The sequence below is a fragment of the Rhizobium sp. NPDC090279 genome (assembly GCF_044769665.1).
Taxonomy (GTDB): Bacteria; Pseudomonadota; Alphaproteobacteria; order Rhizobiales; family Rhizobiaceae; genus Rhizobium.
The window spans coordinates 33346-52608 of sequence record NZ_JBIVYI010000004.1; the positions used below are offsets into that span (position 1 = coordinate 33346).

19 protein-coding genes are annotated in these 19263 nt (G+C 60.4%); 9 read left to right on the plus strand and 10 right to left on the minus strand.

Annotated elements, in window-relative coordinates; genetic code table 11:
• Positions 1 to 18: 18 nt before the first annotated feature.
• Both ACIQWP_RS10865 and ACIQWP_RS10870 read right to left on the minus strand, forming a co-directional pair.
• Entirely contained in the window at positions 19 to 675 is a 657-nt protein-coding gene (locus tag ACIQWP_RS10865) for a Type 1 glutamine amidotransferase-like domain-containing protein (protein ID WP_402786248.1), read from the minus strand.
• Positions 676 to 863: 188 nt separating this feature from the next.
• Complete coding sequence (locus ACIQWP_RS10870) at positions 864 to 1733, minus strand: alpha/beta fold hydrolase (protein WP_402786251.1); 870 nt, start codon at positions 1731 to 1733, stop codon at positions 864 to 866.
• A gap of 173 nt (positions 1734 to 1906) precedes the next feature.
• Between ACIQWP_RS10870 and ACIQWP_RS10875 the strand changes: the two genes are divergently transcribed.
• Positions 1907 to 2233 carry a hypothetical protein gene (locus ACIQWP_RS10875; protein ID WP_402786253.1) on the plus strand — a complete coding sequence of 109 codons (327 nt, stop codon included), beginning with the start codon at positions 1907 to 1909 and terminating at the stop codon, positions 2231 to 2233.
• Between the two features lie 55 nt (positions 2234 to 2288).
• On the opposite strand, the gene ACIQWP_RS10880 is transcribed toward ACIQWP_RS10875, so the two are convergent.
• Positions 2289 to 5708 carry a DUF3971 domain-containing protein gene (locus ACIQWP_RS10880; RefSeq protein WP_402786256.1) on the minus strand — a complete coding sequence of 1140 codons (3420 nt, stop codon included), beginning with the start codon at positions 5706 to 5708 and terminating at the stop codon, positions 2289 to 2291.
• Positions 5709 to 5836: 128 nt separating this feature from the next.
• Between ACIQWP_RS10880 and ACIQWP_RS10885 the strand changes: the two genes are divergently transcribed.
• The 6 genes from ACIQWP_RS10885 to ACIQWP_RS10910 all read left to right on the plus strand — a co-directional run bounded on the left by ACIQWP_RS10885 (position 5837) and on the right by ACIQWP_RS10910 (position 11463).
• Positions 5837 to 6319, plus strand: coding sequence for a peroxiredoxin (locus ACIQWP_RS10885; RefSeq protein ID WP_402786259.1), 483 nt, complete (start codon positions 5837 to 5839; stop codon positions 6317 to 6319).
• A 4-nt stretch (positions 6320 to 6323) separates the two neighbouring features.
• Complete coding sequence (locus ACIQWP_RS10890) at positions 6324 to 7154, plus strand: ferritin-like domain-containing protein (protein WP_402786262.1); 831 nt, start codon at positions 6324 to 6326, stop codon at positions 7152 to 7154.
• Positions 7155 to 7267: 113 nt separating this feature from the next.
• On the plus strand, positions 7268 to 8584 hold the full coding sequence (locus tag ACIQWP_RS10895; protein ID WP_402786265.1) for a peptidoglycan DD-metalloendopeptidase family protein: 1317 nt from the start codon (positions 7268 to 7270) through the stop codon (positions 8582 to 8584).
• A gap of 197 nt (positions 8585 to 8781) precedes the next feature.
• Positions 8782 to 10302 (plus strand): DEAD/DEAH box helicase, encoded by a 1521-nt coding sequence (locus tag ACIQWP_RS10900; RefSeq protein WP_402786268.1) that lies wholly within the window; start codon positions 8782 to 8784, stop codon positions 10300 to 10302.
• Between the two features lie 36 nt (positions 10303 to 10338).
• Complete coding sequence (locus ACIQWP_RS10905; RefSeq protein ID WP_402786271.1) at positions 10339 to 10761, plus strand: NUDIX domain-containing protein; 423 nt, start codon at positions 10339 to 10341, stop codon at positions 10759 to 10761.
• Between the two features lie 69 nt (positions 10762 to 10830).
• Positions 10831 to 11463, plus strand: a complete 633-nt coding sequence (locus ACIQWP_RS10910) for a DapH/DapD/GlmU-related protein (RefSeq protein WP_402786274.1) — start codon at positions 10831 to 10833, stop codon at positions 11461 to 11463.
• 59 nt (positions 11464 to 11522) lie between these two features.
• On the opposite strand, the gene ACIQWP_RS10915 is transcribed toward ACIQWP_RS10910, so the two are convergent.
• Genes ACIQWP_RS10915 through ACIQWP_RS10945 form a run of 7 tightly spaced genes read right to left on the minus strand, consistent with a single transcriptional unit; the run spans position 11523 to position 17216 of the window.
• Positions 11523 to 11843, minus strand: coding sequence for a TfoX/Sxy family protein (locus ACIQWP_RS10915; RefSeq protein WP_402786277.1), 321 nt, complete (start codon positions 11841 to 11843; stop codon positions 11523 to 11525).
• A gap of 3 nt (positions 11844 to 11846) precedes the next feature.
• Positions 11847 to 13481: an NTP transferase domain-containing protein gene (locus ACIQWP_RS10920; RefSeq protein ID WP_402786280.1), complete on the minus strand. Its 1635-nt coding sequence runs from the start codon at positions 13479 to 13481 to the stop codon at positions 11847 to 11849.
• Positions 13478 to 14185: an XdhC family protein gene (locus ACIQWP_RS10925; RefSeq protein WP_402786283.1), complete on the minus strand. Its 708-nt coding sequence runs from the start codon at positions 14183 to 14185 to the stop codon at positions 13478 to 13480. The genes ACIQWP_RS10920 and ACIQWP_RS10925 overlap by 4 nt, the downstream gene beginning before the upstream one ends.
• On the minus strand, positions 14185 to 14514 hold the full coding sequence (locus ACIQWP_RS10930; RefSeq protein WP_047633158.1) for an XdhC family protein: 330 nt from the start codon (positions 14512 to 14514) through the stop codon (positions 14185 to 14187). Before ACIQWP_RS10930 ends, ACIQWP_RS10925 begins: the two co-directional genes overlap by 1 nt.
• A gap of 7 nt (positions 14515 to 14521) precedes the next feature.
• Complete coding sequence (locus ACIQWP_RS10935) at positions 14522 to 15769, minus strand: VWA domain-containing protein (protein ID WP_402786287.1); 1248 nt, start codon at positions 15767 to 15769, stop codon at positions 14522 to 14524.
• 3 nt (positions 15770 to 15772) lie between these two features.
• Positions 15773 to 16702: an AAA family ATPase gene (locus ACIQWP_RS10940; RefSeq protein WP_402786290.1), complete on the minus strand. Its 930-nt coding sequence runs from the start codon at positions 16700 to 16702 to the stop codon at positions 15773 to 15775.
• A gap of 19 nt (positions 16703 to 16721) precedes the next feature.
• Positions 16722 to 17216 carry a flavin reductase gene (locus tag ACIQWP_RS10945; RefSeq protein WP_402786293.1) on the minus strand — a complete coding sequence of 165 codons (495 nt, stop codon included), beginning with the start codon at positions 17214 to 17216 and terminating at the stop codon, positions 16722 to 16724.
• A 168-nt stretch (positions 17217 to 17384) separates the two neighbouring features.
• Between ACIQWP_RS10945 and ACIQWP_RS10950 the strand changes: the two genes are divergently transcribed.
• Together ACIQWP_RS10950 and rpe are read left to right on the plus strand one after the other, a co-directional pair.
• Positions 17385 to 18467, plus strand: coding sequence for an ABC transporter substrate-binding protein (locus ACIQWP_RS10950; RefSeq protein ID WP_402786296.1), 1083 nt, complete (start codon positions 17385 to 17387; stop codon positions 18465 to 18467).
• 80 nt (positions 18468 to 18547) lie between these two features.
• Complete coding sequence (gene rpe / locus ACIQWP_RS10955; protein WP_402786299.1) at positions 18548 to 19234, plus strand: ribulose-phosphate 3-epimerase; 687 nt, start codon at positions 18548 to 18550, stop codon at positions 19232 to 19234.
• The last annotated feature ends 29 nt before the right edge of the window (positions 19235 to 19263 follow it).

Consider the following 19263-nt stretch of genomic DNA (forward strand, 5'->3'; position numbering starts at 1 on the left):
GGACTGGCAATCCCGCTTTCAGCGCGACGCATTGGAGAGTACGGAAATTGTGTCACCTTCAACCACGATCGCATCACCGTCGCGAATTGCCCGAAATGGCAGCGAGCGCTCTTCAAAATAGGCGACTGCCCTTTCCGCCGCCTCGGCTTCTCCATGATCCGATCTGTAATGAGGAACGATGGAGAAATCGACGAGACCCAGCCCCTCCCATGTAATCGTGGGATCGTATCCCGCGACAAGTTCGTGAGGATCGTCCATGAGGTCGATTCCTTTCAGCGTCGCCGTGGCAACAACAGCACCGGCACTAAATCCGCCGTAGACGATGGCATCTTCCCGAAGGAACTTCAGTATCAGATTGTCAAATCCGCTTTGCCTCATGGCGCGACGAAGAAGAAAAGCATTGCCGCCCAGAACCCAAACGAGATCGATTTCCTCCAGCGCCTGCTCCAGGGCATCGGACTTCCCGAAGTACGCCCTGAGATCAAGATACTCGGGCCTGGCGCCCAAATCCGACATTTCCCGTGCAGGGCTGTAAATGGTTGCTTCGTATCGTTGCCTCGCGTCGTCGGGAATAAAATCGAGAGCATTGGCAACGATGCCGACACGCCGCTTCCCTCGCATAAGATCGAACAATCGATCGGCATGATCGCCAAGGCGATAGGAGGACAGATACATTCTCACAGAATTACACCCAGCCGAAGATCGATACCGCCGGACGATATTGGCGGTGAAAAGGAGAGCATACAGCTTCCAGATTACAATTGTTGCAGTCGAGACCGACGATAGCTGTCTGTCAGTATTCAAATACCTGCCTGAAGACACTCGGCGCAGCAATCGATAGCGGATTGATCTGCATATTCAGGTCACTTGCCGAAGGCTGCCCCCGCATGGAAGACGGACATCAGCCGCAGGAAGGGCATGATCACCGTTCCCAATCGCTCGGGCTGATCGTATGGGAGGCCGTGACCAGCGTCAGTGATCAGTTCATATCGAAGCAAGGGATTGAGTTTTTGCAGCTCGCGGGCTGTATCCAACGAGACGATCCCCCTATCTCCGATCACGAGAAGCATCGGCACGCTTATGCCTTGCACAAGTTCGCGATAATCAGGATTTGGAGGTGTGAGCACCTCAAATGCGGACATGCTGGTCTGAAGCCTTGCGTCAACCAGGCATTCCAAAATCTCCGCCGACCGAGATGGGTGTCGAACGCGCGCCTGGTCAAGCAGATCGGCCCTGCTCGAAACGAGTGATCGCCGCTGTTCCTCTGCAATATCACTTTCAAAAACCTCGCGCTGCCGCTCTGGACTTATGAAGGTTGGATCGATCAGAATGACGCCCGAAACCCCTGCCCCAAGTTCGCGAGCGGCGACAGCAGCGGTCATGCCTCCCATCGAATGGCCGAGCAATATTGGAGCGCTTAGATTCAATCTCTTCACGAGCTCGACGACGTCGCCTGCCAGATCGCCATACAAATATCCTCTTGCGGGCGCACTGGATTTTCCATGGCCCCGGGCATCCGGCAAAACGACATCAAAGCCGGTCTCCAACACGCGCGCCAACGGCGCCAAACACGCGCCGCTGCCAAGCAGCCCATGCAGCGCAACCAGCGGAGGACAAGCGCCGCCCGTTCGCCGATAATGAATGTCGATGCCGTTTGCATTGCAGTTGTCAGTCGTCCAGCTTGCAAGGCACGATTTGCTTTGGGTCATGTCTATGAGGGTGCCATAGCTCATTTGGAACGTCGACAGAAACGCGACGCCAGAATGTTCTGCCCGATACTGCGACGTTTGAAAGCCACCGGTCTATGAGTTCGAGACCGAACCTCGACAAGTTTTCTGCACTTGCAATGTCGGATCGCGGCCTGCCCGTTCGTCCTGTGTTAAGATCCCAACTCCAGAGGTGACTTATGGATGAACTGCCGGTGATTAAGACGAGGCGCAAGGGCCGAAGCCTTACGCAAAGCATGTTGATTCCCAGCGAGGAAATGATTGCCCGCGCCCTCTGGGCAGCGCCCCCGGGGCAATTGTCCGATATTGCGGGAATGAGGCAGGCGCTTGCCGAGCAATATGGCGCGGATGCCTGCTGCCCGGTCACTGTCCAGCGACATTTGGTGCAGATCAGCCAAAATAGCACCGCTCCGTTTTGGCGCATCGTAAACCCCGATCGACCGTTCGCCCGACGCATGATCGGTGGGCCGGAGCGTATACGCGAGCGATTGGCGGAAGAAAAATAGCCGCCCTTGCAGCCTCTTCGTTATGGCAAGGAAGCAGCCTCAGTTTCGCGCCGCGTCAATACTCGAATATCTGCCTGAAAACACCCGGCGCGATGATCGAGAGAGGATTGATCTGCAGGTTCGATTTCTCCAGCGTGCCAGTCAGCCTGAAGGTGATGCCGATGAGACCGCGATCACTGCCATTGCCGAGGATGAAGCCGACGATCGGGACTTCCGCGAACAGCCGGTTCAAACCATAGGCGGGCATGAAGGTTCCCGTCATGTCCATCTTGCCGTTGGCATCCTTCAGCGTTCCCTGGAAGGTCGCACCCACCTGCGCCCCGCGCACCACACCGTTCTCCACCGACAACACACCGTCACGCATGACAAGCCGGGCAAAGCCTCGCTCGAAGTTCTGCGAGCGCGTGTCGATATTCTGCTTCACCGCCGAATTCAGGCTCTTGCCATTCTTGCCGCTCGGTGTCGACACGATGGTCGAGAGCTTCTTGTCGTCGATGATGGCGAAGTTGCGAATATCGAGCGATCCGTCCCAATCATCCTGCCCAATCGAGCGCAGCGACAGATTGAGCAGCCCACCCTTCAGATGCTTGTAGAGGTCGGTAAAGCGTGCAACCGCGCCGGCATCGCCGCTTGTGATACGGATGACGCCGTTACTGCCCTTGCTCATCTGAGTGACGAGCGCTTCTCCGCTGCGGGTGACGCCGGAAAAATCAGCGGCCGTCGTCTTGCCGCCTGTGATCGAATAGACGCCCTTGACGTTGCCCATGGTCTCGTCATTGAAGCCGATGACCTTGTCGATATTGGCGCGAACGGTCGCGCTCGCGGAAGCGTCTCCGTCAGAGCTTTGCTGGCCGCCCGACGTTGATGATTTCAGGCGCGCGAGGATCGGGCGTATGTCGGCTGAATTGCCCGATACGGCAACGTCGTAGCCGCCGCTCTTGCCCCGCTTCAGCGAGAGCGCGAAATCATCGAGCGCGGAGAGCTTCACGCTGTCGAAGTTTGCCGAGGTAAGGCTCCCCTTGCTAATCAGCAGATCGCCGCTGGCGCCGAATCCATCGCCCTTGAGCGTGAAATTCTTGAGCGTTGTCTGATTGTCGGGGCCGGATGCCTCGAACTGCGCCGTTGCCGCAATGCCGCTGCCCTTCGACCAGCCGACCCAGGGCAGGGTCAGGGCCGCCTTGCCGAGGTCGACCTTGACGCCCTGGCGATCGTCGTCGATGCGTGTCAGTTCCACTTTGACAGGCCCGTCGATCAGGTCGCGAAGTCCGGGCAGAACGGTGCTGCGCTGCGCATCGGTCAACGTCGCGGTGATGACGCGGGCGCGCTTGACGGTGGATTTGCTGTCGGTCGGCTCGACCATGTCGATCTGGGCGGGAATGCCGTCGATCTGGGCCTGGGCTTGCAAATGCACGGACTGCGGATCGGCCGAAATCTCGCCGGTCAGATTGTCGATCTTGCGATTGTTCATCGGCTTCAACAGATCGACATTGTCGAGACTGAGCTTCGCCTGCCAGTCGGGCGGCGGCGGCCGCTGATCCTTGATCAACCCTATCCTGGCATCGACCTTGGCGACGATCTTGCCGTTGAAATTCTCCGGCTTGAACTCGGTCCGCTGCAGCACTTCAAGAGGCTTGTAGGTCAGAAGTTCGCCGATCGCGTCGCCGGAGCCCGCTATCGTCAGGTCGAGATCGGCCATCAACGGCTTGTCGTAGGTCGCGGGGATCGAGAAGCCGCTATCGCTGAGCGTAATCTTACGCCCGCTCGAGAAATAGGAGGTGGCCGTCTCGATAGAGACGGCCATATTCGGGCCGGTCAGATCGAAATGGGCCTTGGTATCGCGCAAAGGCGGGATTTCGCCGGGAACATTCATCCGCGTCCCCGCGATGTCGAAGGCGATATGAAGCTCGTTCTTGCCAAGCTGCAGCTTGCCGGTCTGCGACGCTTCCCGCAGCCGCCCGGCCGGAATGAAGACCGAAATGACAGCATTGGTGACCGAGCCGCCGAAGAGATTGCCCTCGACCCAGGCCCTGGGTTTTGAAGCCATCCAGAAGGGCCACAGCTGCTTGACAACCGTCGTGTCGAGCTTGTCCGCACGACCGCCGAAGCTGATCTCCGGCGAACTGTCGCCGAGCTTCATGTGCAGAGAGCCGAAAAGCGCGCCCTGCGGCGTCGATATGCCGAGATTATCGAACTGGAATTCCTTGGTCGCGGAAAAGAACCGTCCCGTGGCGCGACCATCGAAGCTGACGGGCTTCTCCTCCGAGAGAGAGGAAGCGGCGGCGCCGTTCTTGATCACGAAGTCGATGCCGAAACCCTTGCCTGCATTGGCATCCACGCGATCGAGATCGATGAGCGCGCCGGAAAACGGCACGATGGTCTTCAGGAACTGCGCTGTCGACGGCGCAACCTCCAGGGTCTGATGATCGAAGTTGTAGGCGAGGTTGATATTGGCCTGTGTCAGCTGCTGCACATCATGGTCCATATAGAGGACACCGGGCTGTACGTTGATGGCGGCACTCAGCTTCGCATCGGCACCTGTCTCGCCCTTGACAGCCGAAAGCGTGACGTCCGCGAAGGTCATGAAACCCTGTCGCGGCGTACCGTTCGGATCGTAGGTCATTGTCAGCGGCTTGAGATCGAGATTGGATACCCTGGCCGTCAGCGAGGAGCTGTGACCGGCCTCCTTCTGATCCGCCCGCACATCCAGGAGTGCCACGGAGCCGTTGAGTGCGACCTGGCCATAGAGGTGCAGAGAATTCGGCGCAGAGCGCTCGAAGGTCAGATTGTCGACGACGAGAGAAATCGGCTCGCCTTCCTGCCGCGCCAGCTTCATCGAAAAGCCGGAAATACGCACGGAATTCGTGCCGCCGCGCTGCACGAAATGCTCCAGGAAATCGAGATTGTCGAAGGCCGCATTCAGGGCTTTAGGCAAGGCATCGACGCGCAAGGCGGTCCAATCGACCGGATCGCCCTGCGGCAGGAGCGAGGTATCGAGCGCAATGCCCTCCGCCGCAACGCTTGCCACCTCCACCCGGCCCTCGATCAGGGCCAGCGGGTCCAGCTCCATGTTGACGATCGACATCGTCGACAGATGCTTGCCGCTCTCCTGATCCACGACATTGACGTCGCGTGCCTCGAGCGCCAGCCGCAGGTCGGAGGTAAACCGGATCACCGTGGCGCCGACCTCCGCCTTGTAGCGCGGCCCGATGGCGCGATCGAGAGCCGTCTGCGCCTTCTGGGACAGCGGCGCATCGAAAATGCCGCCTTCGATGGTCGCGATGACGGCACCGGCGACAATGGCAAGAAATGCAAAGAAAACCAGCGTCATGCGGCAGACATGCCAAACATGTGAGCGGCTGCGGCGAGCGCGCTCCGGCACGTGCACGATCAGCGGATCGTCGACCTGAGCGGACGGCAGATGGTCGAGCGACACGAGATCCTTTTTGCGGAATGTTACCTTTTCGCCTCGGATCACTCCTGCGCGTGCCTTTCGCTTATACAATTTTGTTGGTGACGCTGCGTCCCATTGGACGGCACACGCGGGCAGTATATATGGCTTGCCTCAAGTGTCATCTAAAAAACCGGCAAAAGAAAGGTTTTCCCGTGGCGGAAGTTATCCCAGTTCAGCTCAGCATTAGCGACAAGGCACCGGATTTCGATGTTCCGCGCGATGGCGGCAATCACGTTCGCCTCGCCGATTTTGCTGGGAAACCGCTGGTGATCTATTTCTATCCCAAGGACGATACGACCGCCTGCACGACGGAATCGATTTCCTTCACGGCGCTTGCCGCCGACTTCGCCAAAGCCGGCGTCGCCCTTCTCGGTGTCTCGCCGGACTCCGTCAAGAGCCACGACAAATTCGTCAAGAAACACGCGCTTTCCGTGCCGCTCGCCTCCGACGAGGAAAAGACCATGGCAACGGCCTACGGCGTCTGGCGGGAAAAGAGCATGTATGGCCGCACCTATATGGGCATCGTGCGCTCGACCTTCCTGATCGGTGCCGATGGCCGCATCGCCGGGATATGGGACAAGGTCAAGGTCGCAGGACACGCCGAAGCCGTTCTGGCCGCAGCAAGGGGACTCTGACGGCATGTCTGGCAGTCCCGAAACGATCACGTCGCTGCGCGGCGGCGCCATTGCCGCCATCCGATCGGCCGACCTCGATCTCAAGACCGAGCTTGCCCAGGAATCGGCAAGGCGCTGGTTTGCCCGCACCTTGTCTCTGCGGTCTCCGCTCGACCCGCCGCTCGCCGATCGGCCTGGCCGGCCCGAAAAGCCGGAGCTTGTACCACCCAAGCATATGAAGAAGCGCTCGCTGCATACGCTCAAGGGCCGCATCGCGCTATTGCACGCCATCGCCCATATCGAGCTGAATGCCGTCGATCTGGCGCTCGATATCGTCGCGCGCTTCGCGACGGGTCCGGTACCCAATTCGTTCTTCGATGGTTGGATGCAGGTCGCCTTCGAGGAAGCCAAGCATTTCCGCATGGTGCGGGCGCGTCTGCGCGAACTCGGTGCCGACTATGGCGATCTACCCGCCCATGACGGCCTTTGGCAGGCGGCTCATGCGACCCGCACCGATCTAACCGCCCGTCTTGCCGTCGTACCACTGATCCTCGAAGCCAGGGGTCTGGACGTGACGCCGGCCCTGCAGGCGAAGATGCGCGAAACCGGTGATCTGGAGAGCGCGGCGGTTCTCGATGTCATCTACAACGACGAAAAAGGCCATGTCGCCGTCGGCGCCAAATGGTTCCGTTTCCTATGCGCGCGGGAGAAACGCGATCCGGCCCGCACGTTCCAGGAACTGGTGCGCGCCAACTTCCGCGGTTCGCTAAAAGCCCCGTTCAACGATATCGCCCGGGCGGAAGCCGGATTGACACCTTCCTTCTATCGTTCGCTGACCTCAACAAGCAGCGCATAAGGTGCCAATATAAAAGAACTTTCCGGTTTCTAGCCGCAGCCCGGAAAGTATTCGTTAACCATAATGGCGTGTACTTCCATCCAGTGCCTCAGGCATTGATTGGGAGATTCTCGGTGACAGCAAAGCCTCAGAACCGGGTTTTCGGCAAACAACAGCGACATCATACCATTATCCTCGCCAGCGGCGATACGGTGCGCCACATGACCGTGCGCCCATGGATGGCCGCCGTTGCCGTCTGTCTGGTCGGGATTTTCTCGATCGGCTATCTCGTCGCGACGTCCTACCTCGTTCTTCGCGACGATTTGATCGGCGCAACGATGGCGCGTCAGGCGCGCATGCAATACGACTATGAGGATCGTATCGCCGCGCTGCGCGCCCAGGTCGACCGCGTCACCTCCCGCCAGCTTCTCGATCAGCAGGTCGTGGAAGAAAAGGTCGACAAGCTGATCGAGCAGCAACAGCAGCTCTCATCACGCAACGGCAAGCTCAGCACTCTGCTCGACAGGGCGGAAAGCTCCGGCCTCTCGGACAAGAGCCCGCATCCGGATGCGAGTGTGGCTACCCCCAAGAACGAGCACGCCCAACTGACCACGCCGAAGGCGATCGAGAAGCTTCTCCTCGGCGGCAAGCCAGCGGACGCAACGCCCGACAACTCCACGCTCGCCTACGTCCCTGCCCCGGAAACAGTTGCAGACCGCGCAGACCGGGTCTTTTCCAAGGTAACGCTGTCCCTGAAGCATATCGAACAGGATCAGTTGTCGCGAATCCGCAACCTCACGGCCGATGCGTCCGAAACCGCGGGCGAGATCCAGTCGATCATGCAGAATGTCGGGGTCAAAGTTCCAAACGAGATCGCGAGCGCCGGCGGCGAGGATGCGGACGGCGGCGTTGGCGGCCCTTACGTCCCACCGCAAAATGTCGATCAGTTCGAACAATCCATGGCTGATCTCGATAGCGCGCTGACGCATCTGGAGACGGTGCGGGGCGCAGCCGAAAGTCTGCCCTTTCGCAACCCTGCGCCGGGCAAGCTCGTCACCAGCCCCTTCGGCAACCGCAAGGACCCCTTCTTCGGCACATTGGCGCTCCACACCGGCACCGATTTCCATTTCAGTCCCGGCGAGAAGATCAGGGCCACAGCTCCCGGCAAGGTGATTTCGGCGGGATGGACCGGTGGTTACGGAAACATGGTCGAGATCGACCATGGCGACGGCATCTCCACCCGCTATGGACATATGGAGCAGGTGCTCGTCAAAGTTGGCGACAAGGTCGGCGCTGGCGATGCGATCGGTCTTGCCGGCAGTACCGGACGTTCGACGGGAACGCATCTTCATTATGAAGTGCGCGAGAACGGGCATCCGATAGACCCCATGTATTTCATCGGTGCCGGCACGAAACTTGCAAGTTACATCAGCGGATTGGGCGCAATTTAGCTGCGTGAATTGTGACAAACGCGCAACAAAGATGGCGCTAATCCAAAAATTGCGTTATGAATGAACTTCAGGTCTGTTGAAGCGCCTGCTTTCCTTGACTTCCCGGGTATTTGGTTCTATGTCGCGCTGCATTGCGGCACATTCCTGCGTGTCGACTCATGGTGTTCGACCGAACCAAGACGGAATTAGTTTTCCCTTTGACAACATTTGCTGACCTTGGCTTGAGCCAAAAAGTCCTTTCCGCGGTGACTGACGCGGGTTACACGACACCGACTCCGATCCAGGCCGGTGCGATCCCCTTTGCGCTTCAGCGCCGCGACATCTGCGGCATTGCCCAGACCGGAACCGGCAAAACGGCCTCCTTCGTGTTGCCGATGCTGACGCTGCTCGAAAAGGGCCGCGCTCGTGCGCGTATGCCGCGCACGCTGATTCTGGAACCGACGCGCGAGCTCGCGGCGCAGGTCGCCGAGAACTTCGAGAAATACGGCAAGAACCACCGCCTCAACATCGCCCTGCTGATTGGCGGCGTCTCCTTTGAGGACCAGGATCGCAAGCTGGAACGCGGCGCCGATGTGCTGATCTGCACGCCTGGCCGCCTGCTCGACCATTTCGAGCGCGGCAAGCTGCTGATGAGCGCCGTCGAGATCTTCGTCATCGATGAAGCCGACCGCATGCTGGATATGGGCTTCATCCCGGATATCGAGCGCATCGCCAAGCTTATTCCGTTTACGCGTCAGACGCTGTTCTTCTCGGCCACGATGCCGAACGAAATTCAGAAGCTGGCCGACCGCTTCCTGCAAAACCCGGAGCGTGTCGAGGTCGCCAAGCCGGCATCGACGGCCAAGACGGTGACGCAGCGCTTCGTCGCCTCGCATGGCAAGGACTACGAGAAGCGCGCCACGCTGCGCGATCTCATCCGCGCCCAGACGGATCTCAAGAACGCCATCATCTTCTGCAACCGCAAGAAGGACGTGGCTGATCTCTTCCGTTCGCTCGAACGCCACGGCTTTTCAGTCGGCGCCCTGCATGGCGACATGGATCAGCGCTCGCGTACGACGATGTTGCAGAACTTCCGCGACGGCCAGATCCAGCTTCTCGTCGCTTCCGACGTCGCGGCACGTGGTCTCGATCTTCCCGATGTCGGCCATGTCTTCAATTTCGATGTTCCGATCCATTCGGAAGATTATGTCCATCGCATCGGCCGAACCGGCCGCGCCGGTCGTTCCGGCGCTGCATTCACCATCGTCACGAAGCGTGACACCAAGCATGTCGACGCCATCGAGAAGTTGATCGGCGAGGACGTGCAGTGGCTGAACGGCGATCTGTCGGCGTTGCCGCCGGCCGAAGAAGGTGGGGACGACAATCGTTCTTCTCGCCGTCGCGAGCCGAAAGGCAGAGGCCGCGAGCGTGATCGCAGCCCCAGGGGCCGGAGTGCCTCGAGTCATAAATCTGATATCGACGTCGAGGATAATGGCGTCGCAGTGATCGAAGCAGCACCAGCAAAGGCTGAAAGCGTGAGAAACGAGCGCAAGTCCGAGAACAACAACAAATCCAACAACGGTTCTCGCAATAACAACAACCGGCCCTTCCCTGCTGCCAACGATGACAATCGCGAGCGCCGCAACCGCTACCGTGACCATGATGACGGCCCGACCCCGGTCGGCTTCGGTGACGATATCCCTGCTTTCATGCTCATCGTGGCAAGCGCCAAGGCCTGATAGCTCCCATTTAGCCGCACATCTCGGGATGTACGCATGGGCAAGCCCGGCATCGATTTCCCAGGACTAGGAACCGGTCTCGCAATCTTGCGGGACGGCAAGCTTCTGCTCTATCGCCGGCTCAAGGCACCGGAAGCCGGCTTCTGGAGCATCGTCGGCGGCAAGGTCGACCACATGGAGCCGGCTGCCAGGGCCGCTATCCGCGAAGCGGAAGAGGAAAGCGGCCTTTCGATCGGCAGGATCGACTATCTCTGCACGCAAGAAGTCATCGTCGAGGCTGACCGCCAGCACTGGATCTCGCTGATCTACATCTGCAGGGACTTTTCCGGCCAACCTCGCCTGATGGAACCCGACAAGCTCTCCGATTTCGGCTGGTTCGGTCGTCACGAGTTACCGGCTCAGCTTTCAGATTTCGCAAGAGCAACCATCGCGCATCTGAGCGAGGAAGATTTTCGCTGACGTCCAAAGCCTTGCGTCACATGCCCTTCATCGTCTCCGGTTAGGCAGGCCGAAATCCGGAGACCTCCCATGCAGCCGACCTCACAAGGAAATCGCCCCAAGATCGCGGAAACCGTGATCCATCAAACTGCACGCATCAGAGATTCGAATATTGGCAGGTGCTGTGAGGTCTTGGCGGACACATCTTTGCACACGGTCGACCTCGGGGATTATTCCTATTTGGGACCGCGATGCATCGTTGGTGATGCAACGATTGGAAAATTCTGCGCTATTGCGGCAGAGGTCCGAATCGGCGCGCCCAATCACCCGATGGATCGCCCCTCCATGCACCGCTTCACCTATTGTCCAGAATATTACTCGGCGGACGCCGTGCGTGACGTTTTGTTCTTCGAGCAACGCAAGCAAGACCGCGCCATCATCGGTAACGACGTTTGGATCGGCCATGGCGTCATTGTCTTGCCGGGCGTAGTCGTGGGGGACGGCGCTGTTCTCGCCGCAGGAGCGGTCGTCACCAAAAACGTCGAACCTTACACGGTCGTCGGCGGCGTTCCGGCCAAATTCATTCGCGAGCGGTTCACGCGAGCCACTGCCGAAAAGCTTGCGTCTATCGCCTGGTGGGATTGGCCTTTCGAAACGATCATGCAGCGGCTTGCGGACTTTCAGTCGAGCGACATCGATGCCTTTTGCGCGCGCTGGGGATAGCACGATAATCACGGTCGGCGGTGTTCGTCGGCAAGTGCGGCGCTTTTTTATAATCCTGCTTATTTTTCCGCGCGCAATGCAGCCTCATAGGCAAGCCTTACCCAACGCGCCATGACATCAGGATCATCGAAAGCGTCGTCGGGTATCGACCAATAAGGCATGTTGACGGCCTTGCCCTTCTTGCCTTCATAGGCCCAGCGCCGCGCGCCGGCCGTCTCGAATTCGGAGGCACTTACCTCGTCGGCCTTCAGCAGAATCTCATCATCCACTTCGAGCGCCAGGATGCGCCCCATATGGTAGATGCCCTTGCCGCCGAACATCCGTTTGATGGCGATCGGCCCGAGCGACCGAAACATCTCCTCGATATCGATATTGTCCATTCCCTACCCCTTCAAAACCCCGCCCGCCGAGACAACGGCCTCGGGCGTGTCGACATCGAGATGTGCCGCCTCGCCGATCTCCACGTCAATGACGGGAAGCCCCGATGTCTCGATGATATGCCGGGCACCCACATCGCCCTCCAGCCGCATCACGGCATTAAAAACCGATCTCGGCAGGATGACGGGATTGCCGCGCTTGCCGCCCGATACCGCCCGCACGATCGCTTGGGCGTTCGCCCCACGGAAGGCGGCCATCAAGGTCTTCAGATCGTCGTCGTTGACGCCGGGCATATCGGCCAGCATGACGAGAACGCCATCGGCCTTTTGCGCCGTCCGCGTGCCAATACCCGCAACGAGCGAACTGGCCATGCCGGTGGCATAATCCGGATTGAAGACCGCCTCGACGGCAAGGCCACGCAACGCATCTTCGATCTCATCGCGGCGGTGCCCGGTGACGGCGACCAAATCGGACGCTCCGCTGGCAATGGCCGTTAATGCCGAGCGGCGCACCAGCGGCACGCCATCGAATTCCGCCAGCAGCTTGTGCGAACCGCCCTCGCCCATCCGGCTCGCCTTCCCGGCGGCCAGCAGGACGATGGCAACCGATATCTCGGACGACGGCTTGGTGGCAATCTCGCGCGGTCGCGGCCGTGACTGTATTTCCATAAGCAACCCTCCCACGCCCATGCCGGTGATATCCTGCGGCGTCGGTCGTTCGCCGGCTAATATGCGATCCAGCACCCAGTCGAAACCATTCTCCTTCGGGCTGCGCGCGCATCCGGGCGCCCCGACGACATGGACATCCCCAACTCTCCCGAGCACCAGAAGATTGCCGGGATCGACGGGCATGCCGACCTGGATGACCTCGCCGCCGGCAAGCCGTATCGCTTCGGGAATGACGTCGCCGGCGTCGATGACGGCCGACGCCCCAAAAACGATCACCAGCTTCGGTAGCCGGTCGCGTGCCGAAAGACCGCGACAGATCGCGTCGGCGACATCAGCCGCCCGATGAGCAACGCGCTCCTCTCGCTGCAGCGCGCTGCCGGAGGGTTGCAGTCGCTGCGACAAAATCCGTGCCGTCTTGTCCATGACCGAGGCCTTCAGCGAAGGCAACTCCGTGGCAACCAACGAAACGGCATGCGGCAGAAACGGCTTGACCTCGAAAACCGGCATACGCCGCAGAATTTCGACGCCGGCTGCCACTTTCGCCCCGGAAACGGCAAGCGGAATGATCTTAAAGGTTGCGACCATGTCGCCGGTGCGAACCGGCACATGGTCCGCGAGACAGGCGAGCGTAATGGCCGGATCGAGATTGTTGATCCGATCGACTGCCGCGCGATCTGCAACGAACAGGCCATCGACAGCGCTGTAGACATTCACCCGTCCCGTCGTCGCCTCGGAGAAGGTGAGATGGTCGGGTGCCACAGCCCGCGCCAGCCGGTCGGCCGCCTCATCCTCCATGAGATCGCCGGGCTCTATGCGCGCGGCAATGACGCGCTCGATCCCGGCGGCCGTCAAACGCTCTATATCGCCGTGACCAAGCCTGTGGCCCTTGGAAAAACTGCCGTCCGACAGCCGAATGGAATGCGCGAGAACCGCACCTTCCGCTTCCATCGTCGAAAATTCGCTGAAGATCATGGATGGGTGCCCTTTGGCGATGATACATCGCGCCCGCGAAGGGAGCCGATAATCTCCGCCAGGATGGCGACCGCGATCTCGGCCGGGCTTGCGGCACCGATGGGAAGTCCGATCGGTGCATGGATGCGCGCAAGCTCCACTTCGCTCAAACCCTCCCGCTTCAAACGCTCCAGGCGGCCGGCATGCGTTTTGCGACTGCCGAGCGCGCCCACGTAGAAACAGCCGGTCTTGAGCGCCTGAACGATCGGCTCGTCGTCGATCTTCGGATCGTGGGTCACGGCGACCAGCGCCATGTAACTGTCGAGCGGCCGCTCCTTCAGCGCATCCACAGGCCAGTCGGCAATCAAATCGAGGGCCTCGAAGCGCTCCGGCGTCGCAAAGGCGGTACGCGGATCGATGATCGTCACGTCGAAGCCTGCAAGGGCAGCCATCCGCGCCAGAACCTGGCTGATGTGGACAGCACCGATGACAACGATGCGCGGTGGCGGCAGATGGACGTTGAGGAACAGGCTTTGCCCATCGATCTCGAGCGCTGCCGACTTGCCCGAGCGAAACGCCGATGACGCCGCATCGGCCAAAGCGCCTTCCAGGCCGTCGCCTTCGACGATAAGCCTATCCGGCCCTCCAGAGAGATCCGTAATCAGGATCGCCGCCTGCCGTTTGCGCCGAAGTTCATTCAGCCGCGCCAGTATCTGACGGTCCATCAGGCGAGCCTTTCGACATAGACACGGATGCGGCCGCCGCAGGAAAGACCGACCCGCCACGCGGTCTCGTCGGCAACGCCGAACTCCAGCATACGCGACTTGCCGGTCTCGATGACGTCGAGCGCCTCGGTGATAACGGCGCCTTCGACGCAGCCGCCGGAAACGGAACCATGAAAATTACCCTCGCCGTCGATCACGAGATGGCTGCCGGAAGGCCGTGGTGCCGAACCCCAGGTATCGACAACGGTCGCCATGGCCACGTTGCGACCTGCCGACACCCATTCCTCCGCAATTACGAGCGGGTCCAGACTTTCGGATATATCTGACATCGGAGCCTCATTGCTTGCCGAGAAACCGGCGCGGATCATAGGCGTCCGCGCGGCCGGCCGTGAGGGCCGATACGAGATCGGCCAGAGATAATAGATTGTGAACGGGACGGAATTCGTCAACATGCGGGAGCATGGCTTTTACACCACGGGCCCGCGCCTCGAAACCCTCGAAACGCAACAGCGGATTGAGCCAGATGAGCCGGCGACAGGAACGGTGCAAACGATCCGTCTCCTCGGCGAGCAATGCCACACCTTCGCGCTCGAGCCCATCGGTGATCAAAAGCACGATCGCGCCCTGTCCCAGCACCCGGCGCGCCCATATCAGATTGAATTCCTTCAATGTCTCGCCGATCCTTGTCCCGCCCGACCAGTCGCGCACCGCCGCTGCGCATTCGTCCAGCGCCTGATCTGGGTCTTTGTGGCGCATCGCCCTGGTCACATTGGTCAGTCGCGTCCCGAACAGAAACGTATGCACGCGCCGGCGCCGCTCTGTCAGCACATGCAGAAAATGCAGGAAGATACGCGTATACTGGCTCATCGAGCCGGAGATGTCGGCGAGCACCACAAGCGGCGGCTGTATTTCCTTCGGTCGCCGAAAGCGCGGCAGGATCAGCGCTCCTCCTGTGCGCAGGGCCGAGCGCATCGTCGCGCGCGGATCGATCTTGGCCGGCGTGCGGGATGGCGCGAAGCGGCGCGTCCGCACGCGGTCCAGCGGCAATCGCAGCTTTTCAAGCTCCTTCCTGGCGACGGTAATTTCCGCCGCCGACATCTGCGCGAAATCCAGATGGCGCAAAACCTCACTGCCGGAGCTGGTAAATCGCGCATCTATCTCGATGTCAGGCGCCTCGCGCTGCGGGCGTTGGTCATTGCGGTCGCCCAAAAGCGCATCGCTCGCCCGGCTCTCACCGGCCTTCGGCTTTTCCTTCTCCCGATGATCTGGCGCGACGGGCGACATCATCGCGATCATCTTCGCAACGAGATCGCGCGAGCGCCAGAACAGCCGAAATGCCTCGTCGAACACGGCAAGATCTTCATGCCGCTTGACGAAGATCGAACACAGGGCCGCATGGAACTCCTCGCGAGAACCGATGCCGATCGCCTCGACCGCCTCGATGGCGTCGGCAATAGCGCCCGGTCCGATCTTCAGCCCAGCCTTGCGCAGCGTTCGGCCGAACAGCACGATATTGTCGGCGAGGCGCCCGTCACTGGTTGGTGACGACGTAGCGATGATGCCATCTTGCCCACCCGGTTTCATGACTTAACCTGCTGCAAGCAGCTCCAATTTCACTTCATCAAGGACGCGCTTGCCCTCGGCGCCCTGGATGCGAGCGATATCATCCTGGTATTTCAACAATGTGCCCAAAGTATCCGAAATTGTGTCGGGATCGAGCGCCAGCCGGTCGAGCTCCGTCAAAGCGGTCGCCCAGTCTATCGTCTCGGCAACGCCCGGATTCTTGAAGAGATCGAGCGTGCGCAGCTTCTGCACGTAAGCGACGATCTGGCGCGAGAGCGCTTCGTTGCTATCAGGCACCTTGCGGCGGATGATTTCGAGTTCCTGCTCGGCCTGCGGATAATCGACCCAATGGTAGAGACAGCGCCGCTTCAGTGCGTCATGCACTTCGCGCGTGCGGTTGGTGGTGATGATGACGATGGGTGGTTCGGCGGCGCGGATCGTGCCGAGTTCCGGCACCGTCACCTGGAAATCGGACAGCACTTCCAGAAGGAACGCCTCGAAAGCCTCGTCGGTCCGATCCAGCTCGTCGATCAGGAAGACGGGCGCACGTCCGCCGACGCCCGAAAGCGCCTGCAGCACCGGCCGACGGATGAGATAACGCTCGGAGAAGATATCAGCTTCGATGCGGTCGCGGTCCGTCAGACCCGATGCTTCCGCAAGGCGGATTTCCAGCATCTGCGCCGGATAGTTCCATTCATAGACCGCCGAGGAAACATCAAGCCCCTCATAGCATTGCAGACGGATCAGCGGCCGGTCGAGGGCCTTGGCCAAGACCTTGGCGATTTCGGTCTTGCCGACCCCGGCCTCGCCCTCGAGAAAGAGCGGCCGCTTCATCTTCAATGCGAGAAAAAGGACCGTGCCGAGCGCGCGTCCGGCCAGATAGTCGTGGGCGCCGAGCAGCGCCATCGTCTCATCGATCGAACTCGGTAGCGAAGGTAATGTCTGATCCGCCATGATAACTCCCTTGCAGGAGTTATAGCGCGTGATAGCCCCGGTTCATATAGAGCAATGCCGGCTTTGGCTCGCTGTAGCGTATGGCCATCACCTCGCCGAAGATGATGTTGTGCGTGGACGCCTGCTTGATCTCGAGCACGCGGCAATCGAAGGCGGCAAGCGCATCGGCAAGCACCGGCGCACCGGTCACGAGCGTCTCGAACTTGCCGGCCGCGAAACGTTCGTCGACGGTCAGCTGCGTCTTGCCGGAAAAAGCGTCGGCGAGTGACTGGTGATCCGCGCCGAGCGTATTCAGGGCGAAGATGCCGCTTTTGAAGAAGATCTCGTTCTTTTCGTTGCTGTTGTTGAGGCAGATCAGGACCGTTGCCGGGCTGTCCGATACCGAGCAGGCAGCCGTAATCGTCACGCCGCGCCGCTCTGCACCCAGCGCCGTCGTCACCAGCTGTACGTGGCCGGCATAACGGCTCATGGCATCGCGATAAAGCGCCGGGTCCATACGTTGCCTGTCTAGCACCAACGTCTCCTTTGTTGAGTCGTGCTTGCCTGTCTTTCAATATGACGATCAGGTGTTAGCTTTTCTACAATAGCATTATTGAAAACAGAGCGATTTTGCTGCTTTTTCTTTGACGATGCCCTTGAGACGGATAAATAGAGCAGGAAAATTGTCCGGGATACTCCATCGATGAACGTACTGCGTCGCCTTCCGCTCCTGTTTGCGCTGCTTTCGGCGGCCGGCAGCAGCTATGCCGCAGGAATTCACATCGGCGTCGTGGCACCGCAGGACGGTAATTTCGCGACGCTCGGCGCCCAGATCATCGCCGGCGCAAATTTCCAGATCCAGGCCCAAAAGGATACGGCGACCGTCGTCGACGAACCCTGCACGGAAGATGGCGGCCGGGCCGCTGCCGAAGCGCTGGTGGCCGCCAAGGCACAGGTCGCAATCGGCTTTCTCTGCACCGAGACCCTGGAGGGCGCCTTGCCACGCCTCAAGGATGCCAGCATTCCCGTCATCACCGTTTCCGTGCGCTCGCGCATCCTCATGGAAGATGCGCTGAAAAACGGCTGGCCGCTATTTCGCCTGGCACCGGTTGATAGTGCCGAGGCCGCGCTGGCCATCAGCACCATCCTGAAAAACTGGGCTGCGGAGCCTATGGCGCTGATCGACGACGGCACGATCCACGGCCGCGAACTCGTCGGCGCAATTCGCAACGCGCTCGAGGAAAGAGGACTGAAGCCGGTTTTCACCGACACATACCGCCCCGGTCAGGATCAGCAGATCGCGCTCGTGCGCCGTTTGAAGAAAGCGGGCGCGACACGCGTCTTCGTCGGCGGCGACCGCAGCGATGTCGCCGTCATCGCCCGTGACGCCAAGAGCGAGAACATCCCACTGGCCCTGATGGGCGGCGACGCCATGCGCGCCGCCGATACGCCCGTTCCGCTGCTGGAGGGCGTGCAGGCGATTGCGCTGCCAGACTACGCAAGCCTGCCGGCGGCACAACAGGCCGCAGAGGCGATGCGCGCCGCCGGCATCGAGCCGGATGGCTATATTCTGCCGGCTGCCGCCGCTGCCCAGATCGCCAGCCAGGCGGCGGAAGGCGCCAAGGCGGACAACAAGCCGATATCAGACAAGCTCGTCGGAACGGTGTTCCAGACGGCGATCGGCCCGATCTCCTTCGGACAGAACCACGAATTGACCGAAAACCCCTATCGCCTGCTGGAATGGCGCGGCAATGCGTTCGTGCCGGTGACGACGCCGTCGAATTGAGTTGAACCGCTCGGACGGTTGTTCGCCCTCAAGAGCGGTGCTAATCCAGACGCGAAAAACATATGGAGTTCAGCTTAGCCATGACCTTGCCGATCCGCATTGCCCCTTCCATTCTCGCAGCCGACTTCGCCAAGCTCGGCCAGGAAGTCAAGGATGTGACCGAAGCCGGAGCCGACTGGATTCACCTTGACGTCATGGACGGCCATTTCGTGCCGAACATCTCCTTCGGCGCCGATGTCATCAAGGCGCTGCGTCCCTACACGACCGCGACCTTCGACTGCCACCTGATGATCTCGCCGGCCGATCCCTATCTCGAAGCCTTCGCCAAAGCCGGCTGCGACCGCATCACCGTCCATGCCGAAGCCGGCGTGCATCTGCATCGTTCGCTGCAGACGATCCGCCATCTCGGCAAGAAGGTCGGCGTCACCCTCAATCCGGCAACGCCGCTTTCCATTCTGGAAAACGTGCTCGATGACATCGACCTGATCCTGATCATGTCCGTCAATCCGGGCTTCGGCGGACAGAAGTTCATTCCCGCCATGGCCGACAAGATCCGCAACGCCAAGTCCATGATCGGTGACAGACCGATCGAGCTCGAAGTCGACGGCGGCGTCTCTGTCGATACCGCGCCCCTCATCACGGCTTCCGGCGCCAATGTCCTCGTTGCCGGTTCCGCCATCTTCAAGGGCGAATCGGTAGAGGCCTATCGGCAGACGGTCGGCGACCTCCGCGCTGCCGCCGAACGAGGCCGCGTTGGATCAAACTAATCCGACCGACGCTATCAACGCGACGGGCC

Excerpts from the sequence above, each read along its gene's own strand:
- ACIQWP_RS10865 (WP_402786248.1), bottom strand. The coding sequence starts at position 675 with ATGTATCTGTCCTCCTATCGCCTTGGCGATCATGCCGATCGATTGTTC.
- ACIQWP_RS10870 (WP_402786251.1), bottom strand. The coding sequence starts at position 1,733 with ATGAGCTATGGCACCCTCATAGACATGACCCAAAGCAAATCGTGCCTT.
- ACIQWP_RS10875 (WP_402786253.1), top strand. The coding sequence starts at position 1,907 with ATGGATGAACTGCCGGTGATTAAGACGAGGCGCAAGGGCCGAAGCCTT.
- ACIQWP_RS10890 (WP_402786262.1), top strand. The coding sequence starts at position 6,324 with ATGTCTGGCAGTCCCGAAACGATCACGTCGCTGCGCGGCGGCGCCATT.
- ACIQWP_RS10905 (WP_402786271.1), top strand. The coding sequence starts at position 10,339 with ATGGGCAAGCCCGGCATCGATTTCCCAGGACTAGGAACCGGTCTCGCA.
- ACIQWP_RS10910 (WP_402786274.1), top strand. The coding sequence starts at position 10,831 with ATGCAGCCGACCTCACAAGGAAATCGCCCCAAGATCGCGGAAACCGTG.
- ACIQWP_RS10915 (WP_402786277.1), bottom strand. The coding sequence starts at position 11,843 with ATGGACAATATCGATATCGAGGAGATGTTTCGGTCGCTCGGGCCGATC.
- ACIQWP_RS10920 (WP_402786280.1), bottom strand. The coding sequence starts at position 13,481 with ATGATCTTCAGCGAATTTTCGACGATGGAAGCGGAAGGTGCGGTTCTC.
- ACIQWP_RS10925 (WP_402786283.1), bottom strand. The coding sequence starts at position 14,185 with ATGGACCGTCAGATACTGGCGCGGCTGAATGAACTTCGGCGCAAACGG.
- ACIQWP_RS10930 (WP_047633158.1), bottom strand. The coding sequence starts at position 14,514 with ATGTCAGATATATCCGAAAGTCTGGACCCGCTCGTAATTGCGGAGGAA.
- ACIQWP_RS10935 (WP_402786287.1), bottom strand. The coding sequence starts at position 15,769 with ATGAAACCGGGTGGGCAAGATGGCATCATCGCTACGTCGTCACCAACC.
- ACIQWP_RS10940 (WP_402786290.1), bottom strand. The coding sequence starts at position 16,702 with ATGGCGGATCAGACATTACCTTCGCTACCGAGTTCGATCGATGAGACG.
- ACIQWP_RS10950 (WP_402786296.1), top strand. The coding sequence starts at position 17,385 with ATGAACGTACTGCGTCGCCTTCCGCTCCTGTTTGCGCTGCTTTCGGCG.
- rpe (WP_402786299.1), top strand. The coding sequence starts at position 18,548 with ATGACCTTGCCGATCCGCATTGCCCCTTCCATTCTCGCAGCCGACTTC.